6 protein-coding genes are annotated in these 7,950 nt (G+C 61.6%); 4 read left to right on the forward strand and 2 right to left on the reverse strand.

Going from position 1 to position 7,950, the window contains the following annotated elements; all coding sequences use genetic code 11:
- Nucleotides 1–116: 116 nt before the first annotated feature.
- The 3 genes from NKJ04_RS25335 to NKJ04_RS25345 all read left to right on the forward strand — a co-directional run bounded on the left by NKJ04_RS25335 (nt 117) and on the right by NKJ04_RS25345 (nt 2,518).
- Nucleotides 117–587, forward strand: coding sequence for an RDD family protein (locus NKJ04_RS25335; protein ID WP_352677829.1), 471 nt, complete (start codon nt 117–119; stop codon nt 585–587).
- Nucleotides 588–727: 140 nt separating this feature from the next.
- Nucleotides 728–1,492 carry an arginyltransferase gene (locus tag NKJ04_RS25340; RefSeq protein ID WP_023810205.1) on the forward strand — a complete coding sequence of 255 codons (765 nt, stop codon included), beginning with the start codon at nt 728–730 and terminating at the stop codon, nt 1,490–1,492.
- Between the two features lie 129 nt (nt 1,493–1,621).
- Complete coding sequence (locus tag NKJ04_RS25345; protein ID WP_023810204.1) at nt 1,622–2,518, forward strand: DMT family transporter; 897 nt, start codon at nt 1,622–1,624, stop codon at nt 2,516–2,518.
- Nucleotides 2,519–2,530: 12 nt separating this feature from the next.
- On the opposite strand, the gene NKJ04_RS25350 is transcribed toward NKJ04_RS25345, so the two are convergent.
- The gene (locus NKJ04_RS25350; protein ID WP_128305697.1) at nt 2,531–3,745 is read right to left on the reverse strand and encodes an AI-2E family transporter; all 1,215 of its coding nucleotides are present in this window, start codon (nt 3,743–3,745) and stop codon (nt 2,531–2,533) included.
- A gap of 317 nt (nt 3,746–4,062) precedes the next feature.
- Complete coding sequence (gene parC, locus NKJ04_RS25355) at nt 4,063–6,315, reverse strand: DNA topoisomerase IV subunit A (protein ID WP_352677832.1); 2,253 nt, start codon at nt 6,313–6,315, stop codon at nt 4,063–4,065.
- Between the two features lie 323 nt (nt 6,316–6,638).
- On the opposite strand from parC, the gene NKJ04_RS25360 reads away from it, so the two are divergent.
- Nucleotides 6,639–7,829, forward strand: coding sequence for an aq_1923 C-terminal domain (locus NKJ04_RS25360; protein ID WP_127267503.1), 1,191 nt, complete (start codon nt 6,639–6,641; stop codon nt 7,827–7,829).
- The last annotated feature ends 121 nt before the right edge of the window (nt 7,830–7,950 follow it).

A 7,950-nucleotide genomic window follows, 5' to 3' on the forward strand; every position in this document is an offset into this window, starting at 1 on the left:
GCGCCTTGAAGGCCGGCGCACCGCAAGAAGCCCGATCTTGATTCCGCCACAGGCCTTCACCATTTCATGGCTGAGCGGTCCGCACCCTATGTCGGACCTTGTTACGAGGAAATGACATGGACGCGCGCGTTCTCGACGGCGAAATCATCACCAGCAGGCTCGACGATGTCAGGGCCTATGACGGTGTGCGCACGAAGCGCATTCTGGCTTTCGTAATCGACTATGTCATCGTCGCGCTGCTTACCATTCCGTTTGCCGTTCTGGTGTTCTTCCTCGGGCTTTTGACCCTCGGGCTTGGCTGGATGCTGTTCGGCATCCTGGTACCGGCCGTCGCCATCCTCTACATCTGGAACACGCTGGGCAGCACCGACCAGGCCACCACGGGCATGAAGATGATGGGCATCCGCCTTGACCGGCTCGACGGCAGGCCGATCGACGGCCTCACCGCGGTCGTCCATTCGGTGCTGTTCTGGGCCGGCAATGTCATCCTGTCGCCGCTCGTCCTGCTGGTGACGCTGTTTTCCGACCGCAAGCGCACCTTGCACGATCTTTTGCTTGGCACGGTCGTCAGCCGCACCGACCGCTGAAACGGCCCTCTGAAGAGCAGTCGCAACTGATTGAGCACAAATGTGAAGGCGTCGAGTCGACCACGCCCACACAATCCTGTTGAATTTTTCGCCGTCCGCGCCAAAGGTAGAGCGATTCGAAGGAGTGTTTCCAAGGCTCGATGACGCAGCATCCGACCCAGTCGCCGCAGTTCTTCCTGACCGCGCCTTCGCCGTGCCCCTATCTCGACGGCCAGTTCGAGCGCAAGGTGTTCACGCACCTGGTTGGCGACAAGGCGGCGGAGATGAACGACCTCTTGACGCAAGGCGGCTTCCGGCGCTCGCAGAATATCGCCTACAGGCCGGCCTGCGAGACCTGCCGCGCCTGTGTTTCGGTACGCATCCTCGCCCAGGAATTCGTCGCCAGCCGCAACATGAAGCGCGTGCTGCAGCACAATTCCGACCTCGTCGGCCACATGCACAATGCCGAGCCTTCGACCGAACAATATTCCCTGTTCCGCAGCTATCTCGACGCCCGCCACCGCCGTGGCGGCATGTCCGACATGACGGTGCTCGACTATGCGATGATGGTCGAGGATACCCATGTCGACACCAAGGTGATCGAGTATCGGCGGCGTGGACCCGATACGTTCATCACCGGCAAGGGACAGGGCGAGCTGATCGCGGTGGCGCTCACCGACAAGATGGCCGACGGCCTGTCGATGGTCTATTCCTACTTCAATCCCGATTTCGAGGAACGGTCGCTCGGCACGTTCATGATCCTCGACCACATCGCCCGCGCCAGGGCGATGGGCCTGCCCCATGTCTATCTCGGCTACTGGGTCAACGGCTCGCGCAAGATGAATTATAAGATGCGCTTCATGCCGCAGGAGCATCTCGGCCCGAAGGGCTGGGAGCGCTACACCAACGAAGCGGTCGCGCGCTGATTAGTCTTTCCCAAGTCCGGGCTTAAACATTTTCAATCGAGACGATGCTGGTCTTTCCGCTGGTTGGCGGAGAGCGTGAGATTGCGCCGGTCCGCCATCCTCTCCCGAATTCATTGTGAAAGTCGCTGCATGTCATCTCACGATACTCACACCAAAGGACTTCTGCTCACCGCATTTGGCGGGCTGACGCTGACCGTGGATATCCCGCTGATCCGGCTCGCCCACGGCGAGGCGTGGACAATCTTGCTGCTGCGCACCGGCTGCACCTTGGCCGCGGCACTGATCATGTGGACCATCTGGCGCTCGTTCAGCAAGAATGCGCCGCAGCTGATACCTGGCTGGTCGGGCCTGATCGTTGCCGCGATCTACGGGCTCGGCGCGATTGCGTTCATCACAGGCGTCTACAACACCTCGACCGCCAACCTGGTGTTCATCCTGGCCTTCACAACCATGTTCGCCGCGCTGCTTTCATGGGTGTTCCTGAAGGAGCGGCCGCGGCCGCTGACCCTTGCGGCATTGGCCATGATGATTGTCGGCGTCGTCATCATCGTCGGCGATTCCGTCGGCACCGGACATCTGTTCGGCGACCTGATGGCATTGTGTTCGGCCTTCCTGATCGCCTGCGCCATCACCATCTCGCGCGCCAGCGGCAAGGACATGGGCTTTACCTCACTGATCGGCGTCGTCCTGCCTTTAGGGCTGGCGGCGTTCATGGTCTCCAAGACCGGCTTTCAGGTGGAGGCGCCATGGTGGATCATCCTCAACGGCGCCGTCATCATGCCGATAGCGTTCTTCTGCCTTGCCACCGGGCCGAAATACATTTCGGGCCCTGAAGTGGCGATGTTCTACCTGCTTGAAACCGTGCTGGCGCCAGTCTGGGTGTGGATGATCTTTGCCGAAACACCGACGCGCAACAGCCTGATCGGCGGCGGGATCCTGATCGTCACACTGGTCGCGCATTCGCTGTGGCAACTTCACGAGGGCCGCAAGCGGCGTGGCGACCTTGCGGTGCAACATCCGGTCTGAGGTGTGTTGAAATCAGGCGCTGGCCTTCTTCGCCACGTCAGGTTCCGGCAGGGCCTCGATTTGCGGACCGGCTTCGATTTCGGCTGGCGAGCCGGGGATGATGTCGTCGGCCAGTTCGACCTCGCGCAGCCATTCGCGCCAGATCGCGACCAGCAGCGCCATCAGCACCGGGCCGATGAACAGGCCGAGAAACCCCATGGTCTTGACGCCGCCGATCAGGCCGAAAAAAGTCGGCAGGAAGGGCAGTTTTATCGGCCCGCCGACGAGCTTCGGGCGCAATGTCTTGTCGACGATGAACAGTTCGACCGCACCCCAGATGAACAGCGCCAGCCCGGCCATCGGCGACCCGCTGGCGGCGAGGTAGATCGAGACCAGCGTGAAGGACAGCGGTGCACCGCCGGGGATCAGCGCCATGACGCCGGTCAGGGCGCCGAGTGTTACCGGTGACGGCACGCCGGCCAGCCAGTAGGCAATGCCCAGCACCAGGCCTTCGCCGATGGCGATGACCGTCATGCCGGTCACCGTCGACGAGATCGTTGCCGGCACGACGCGCGAGATCCGCTCCCATCTGGTCGGCAGGATGCGCTCGCCGAGACGGTCGACCTGGCCGGCAAAATGCTCGCCGTCGCGATAGGCGAAGAACAGCGCGATCATCATGAACAAAAGCGTCAACAGCAGGCCGAAAGCGCTGCCGCCGGCCGCCAGCACACCGCGATAGATGCTGCCGATATTGGCGCCGCTGACCAGCTGGATCAGTTCACCAATGCCGCCCGGATGGCCGAAATTGGTCGTCCACTGCTGGTTCAGCCACTCGCCCACGACAGGCAGCGTGGCGATCCAGTGCGGTGTCACCGCGCCATGACGGTTGGTCTCGATCGCCCAGGCGACCCATTCGCGGACCTCGTTGATCGCATAGGTGCCGGCGAGCGCGATCGGGATCACCAGGAAGGCGAGGATGAAGAGGATGGCTAAGGTCGCGGCGATGGTGCGGTTGCCACTGACCGCGACAAGCAGGCGGCGGTAGAGCGGCCAGCTGGCGAAAGCGATGACGAGCGCCGCCAGCACCGGAAACAGGAAGCCGTGGAAGAAATAAACGCCGGCGGCGACGATCAGCACCAGCAGCCAGCGCGCCGCCGACAGCGGCGGGATGACGGCGGACCTGAGCGGCGTCGACAGGCCGAACAGGCGTTGCTGCCGTTCCGGTTTCTGGACTTTTGCTTCCTTCAAACGCCTGGCTCTCCCAAACACCCCTCCTGTCTATGCACTGATATAGTGCAGCAATCGTGACGATAGTCCAAATGGTGATGGAGTTGCGCGCGCCATTGGCGTCGCCGCGGGCCAGCACCCCCCTCTGTCCTGCCGGACATCTCCCCCGCAAGGAGGGAGATTGGCTGTCATGTCGGCTTTCGCAAATCGCCAACATTGGAAAGCGGGCAGAAAGGGCGAAGCTTCCGATCTCCCCCTTGCGGGGGAGATGTCCGGCAGGACAGAGGGGGGTGTGAAGGATTGCTAGCGCCTGAGATTTTCAAACCTGAAAACTGCCGCTACCCAAATTTCCCCGTCCTCGGGAATCCCTTCGGCACCATGCGTCCGGCTGAGGCGCGGGCGCCGATCCACTCAGTCAGTTCCTCACGCGACCGGATGAAAGTGCGGTCGGCCGAATCCTGCCAGGATAGGCCGGTCTCCAGCGTGAACGGCTTGAGGTCGAGAAGGCCGCCATCCTTGTATTTCTGCAGCCGCACGCCCTTGCCGCGGCCCATTTCCGGAATCTCGGAGAGCGCGAACACCAGCATCTTGCGGTTCTCGCCGACGATGGCGAGATGGTCACCGGTGACCGGGATGCAGCGCTTGGCTTCGTCCGGCGCCTTGACGTTCATCACCTGCTTGCCCTTGCGGGTGTTGGCGACGACTTCCTCCTCCGGCACGATGAAACCGTTGGCGTCGTGCGAGGCCAGCAGCAGCTTGCGCTTTGGGTCGTGAACGAAGGCGGTGACGATGTCCTGGTCATTGTCCATGTCGACGATGATGCGGATCGGCTCGCCATGGCCTCGCCCGCCAGGCAGCCGGTCGGCGCCGATGGTGTAGAATTTGCCGCCGGTGGTGAAGACCAGCACCTTGTCGGTGGTCTGGGCGTGGAAGGCGAGCTTGAGACTGTCGCCCTCCTTGAAGGTCAGCGTCGAGAGATCGGCCAGATGCCCCTTCATCGCCCGCAGCCAGCCCTTTTCCGAGACGACGACGGTGACCGGCTCGCGCTCGATCATGGCATGCGCAATGTCGGTCAGATCATGCTCGGGCGCGTCGGCGAATTGCGTGCGGCGCTTGCCGAGCTCGGTCTCCGGGCCGAACTTGTCTCGGATGTTGGTGACTTCCCACTTGATCGTCGCCCACTGCTTCTCGTTTGAAGCAAGCAGTGCCTCGATCTGCTTCTTCTCGGCGCTCAGGCCGTCGAATTCCTTGCGGATCTCGAATTCTTCAAGCTTGCGCAGAGCGCGCAGCCGCATGTTGAGAATGGCTTCGGCCTGGGTGTCGGTGAGCGACCAGCGGGCCATCATCACCTGCTTTGGCTCATCCTCCTCGCGGATGATCCTGATCACCTCGTCGATGTTGAGGTAGGCGATCAGGTAGCCGGCAAGTATCTCCAGCCGTCTTTCGATCTCGCCAAGCCGATGTTTCGAGCGGCGGACCAAAACCTCGCGGCGATGCTCGAGCCATTCCTGCAGCACGCCCTTCAGCGACAGCACATTGGGCACCTTGCCGCGCGACAGCACATTCATGTTGAGCGGGAAGCGGCTTTCGAGTTCGGTGAGCTTGAACAGCGATTCCATCAGGATGCCGGGGTCGACCGAACGGCTCTTCGGCACCAGCACGACGCGGATGTCCTCGGCGCTTTCGTCCCTGATGTCCTCGAGCAGCGGCAGCTTGCGCGCCATCAGCAGCTCGGCGATCTTCTCGATCAGCCGCGCCTTCTGCACGCCATAGGGAATTTCGGTGACGACGATGCTCCAGGTACCCCTGCCCTGGTCCTCCTGGAACCACTTCGAGCGCACGCGAAAGCCACCGCGGCCGGTTTCGTAGGCTTCGAGGATCGAGGCGCGGCTGTCGACGATGATACCGCCGGTCGGGAAATCCGGCCCCTGGACAAAGTCCATCAGCTTCGCCACCGGCGCGTCCCGGTTTTCGATCAGGTGAAGTGCGGCATCGCAAAGCTCCGCGGCGTTGTGGGGCGGGATCGATGTCGCCATGCCCACCGCGATGCCGGACGAGCCGTTGGCCAGCAGATTCGGAAAGGCGCCGGGCAAAACCACCGGCTCCTCGTCTTCTTCATTGTAGGTCGGCCGATAATCGACGGCATCCTCGGTGATGCCGGACAACAGTTCGGTCGCCACATCGGTCATGCGCGCTTCGGTGTAGCGCATGGCGGCGGCGTTATCACCGTCGATGTTGCCGAAATTGCCCTGCCCGTCGACCAGGGGATAGCGCATCGAAAAATCCTGCGCCAACCGCACCAGCGCGTCATAGATCGACTGGTCGCCATGCGGGTGGAACTTGCCCATCACCTCGCCGACGATGCGGGCGCATTTGGCAAAGCCCTGGTCGGGGTTGAGCCGCAGCAGGCGCATGGCGTGCATGATGCGGCGATGGACCGGCTTCAGTCCGTCGCGCACGTCGGGCAGCGCCCGGTGCATGATGGTCGACAGCGCATACGCGAGATAGCGCTCTTCCAGCGCCTTCTTCAGATCGACCGGCTCGATATGATCGCCACCGCCATTTTCAGGCGGCAAAAGCCTTTTTCCCATGGGCTGGGACTAGCCGAGCGGATGATTCGCGGCAAGAGCCCGACAGAGATACCGGCCTTTCTGCAACATGAAAACGCAGCCTAGGGATGTCGGCCAACATCAGCCTGTTACACGCGGGTTCTATGGCCAAGCACGACGATATCCGGCTACCGGCTCTTCATGACAAATTCACCGGTTTGCGCAAAGACGGCGGGATCAGGTTTGCCTTTCACCGCGATTTTTGACCAATGTGCCGGGACACGCCTTTTTCCGGTCCAGTTCGTCACGGAATGGTGATGGCGCAAATAATTGAAAAAACAATTGACACTCTCAGGGACCTTGCGATGACAATCAAACGCTCAACTCTTAGGAAATTAGCCCTTTCGACCTTCTTGCTCACGCTGCCGCTGAATGCGGCCCTCGCACAGGATACGGCGGTGGCCGACCGGCTGAAGGCCGCGCTTGTCGCACAAGGTGTCGACATCACCTGGACCGGCGTGACCGGCGACAACACCAGCATGGTGCTGCAGGGCGTTGCCATCAAACCGGCGGCGGAGAAGGAAGCGCTTCCCATCGGCGACGTCAAACTCGAAGGTGTGACCGAGGCAAATGGCGGCTATGATATCGCCACCGTATCGACGGCTGCCTTCACACACAGCAAGGACGGCGTCACCCTCGACCTCAGCCCCTTCGTCATCCATGACATGACAGTTCCGGCCGACGGCGCCACCGGCCCGCTCGGCTCGCTGATGATGTACAAGTCCGCCGAACTCTCGAACATGACCGTCAAGGTCGCCGACAAGACCGCCTTCTCGATGGACGGGCTTGCCATCGAAATCACGCCGCCGGCGGACGGCAAGGCAATGGAATTCACCGCCACCACGGAGAAATTCAACGCCGACCTGACGCTGGTGGACGATCCCAAGTCCAAGGAAGTCATCAACGCGCTCGGCTACCAGAACATCGCGGGCAATCTCGAAATGGCCGGCACCTGGCAGCCCACGGACGGCAAGATGGAACTGTCGAAATACGACATCTCGGTCGAGAATGCCGGCACGCTCGGCATGACCTTCAATCTCGGCGGCTACACGCTGGATTTTATCAAGTCGCTGCAGGAAATGCAGAAGAAGATGGCGGCACAGCCTGAAGGCGCCGACAATTCGGCGCAAGGCATGGCCATGCTCGGCCTGTTGCAGCAGCTTTCGTTCAACAGCGCCTCGATCCGCTTCGACGACGATTCGCTGACCAACAAGGTGCTGGACTATGTCGGCAAGCAGCAAGGCATGTCCGGCAAGGACATCGCCAACCAGGCCAAGGCGATAGTGCCGTTCGGCATGGCGCAGCTCAACAACCCAGAACTGACGGCGCAGGTTACGGCCGCGGTCAGCAAATTCCTCGACGATCCGAAGAGCCTCGAAATCTCGGCCGAGCCGCCGGCATCCGTGCCGTTCGCACTGATCATGGCGGGCGCCATGTCCAACCCGCTCGACCTGCCGAAGACGCTCGGCGTCACCGTCAAGGCCAACGAAGACTGATCGAAGCGATCTTAAGATGCGAAAAACCCGCCTGTGTGAACTGACCCCTTAAAGTTGGACAGTTTAAGGTGGCGGCAGATTTAAGGGCTGGGTTCTGTATTGCACAGGGCTCAGCCCTTTC

This window comes from Mesorhizobium sp. M0618, assembly GCF_040320765.1.
GTDB lineage: Bacteria > Pseudomonadota > Alphaproteobacteria > Rhizobiales > Rhizobiaceae > Mesorhizobium.

Excerpts from the sequence above, each read along its gene's own strand:
- NKJ04_RS25335 (WP_352677829.1), top strand. The coding sequence starts at position 117 with ATGGACGCGCGCGTTCTCGACGGCGAAATCATCACCAGCAGGCTCGAC.
- NKJ04_RS25340 (WP_023810205.1), top strand. The coding sequence starts at position 728 with ATGACGCAGCATCCGACCCAGTCGCCGCAGTTCTTCCTGACCGCGCCT.
- NKJ04_RS25345 (WP_023810204.1), top strand. The coding sequence starts at position 1,622 with ATGTCATCTCACGATACTCACACCAAAGGACTTCTGCTCACCGCATTT.
- parC (WP_352677832.1), bottom strand. The coding sequence starts at position 6,315 with ATGGGAAAAAGGCTTTTGCCGCCTGAAAATGGCGGTGGCGATCATATC.
- NKJ04_RS25360 (WP_127267503.1), top strand. The coding sequence starts at position 6,639 with ATGACAATCAAACGCTCAACTCTTAGGAAATTAGCCCTTTCGACCTTC.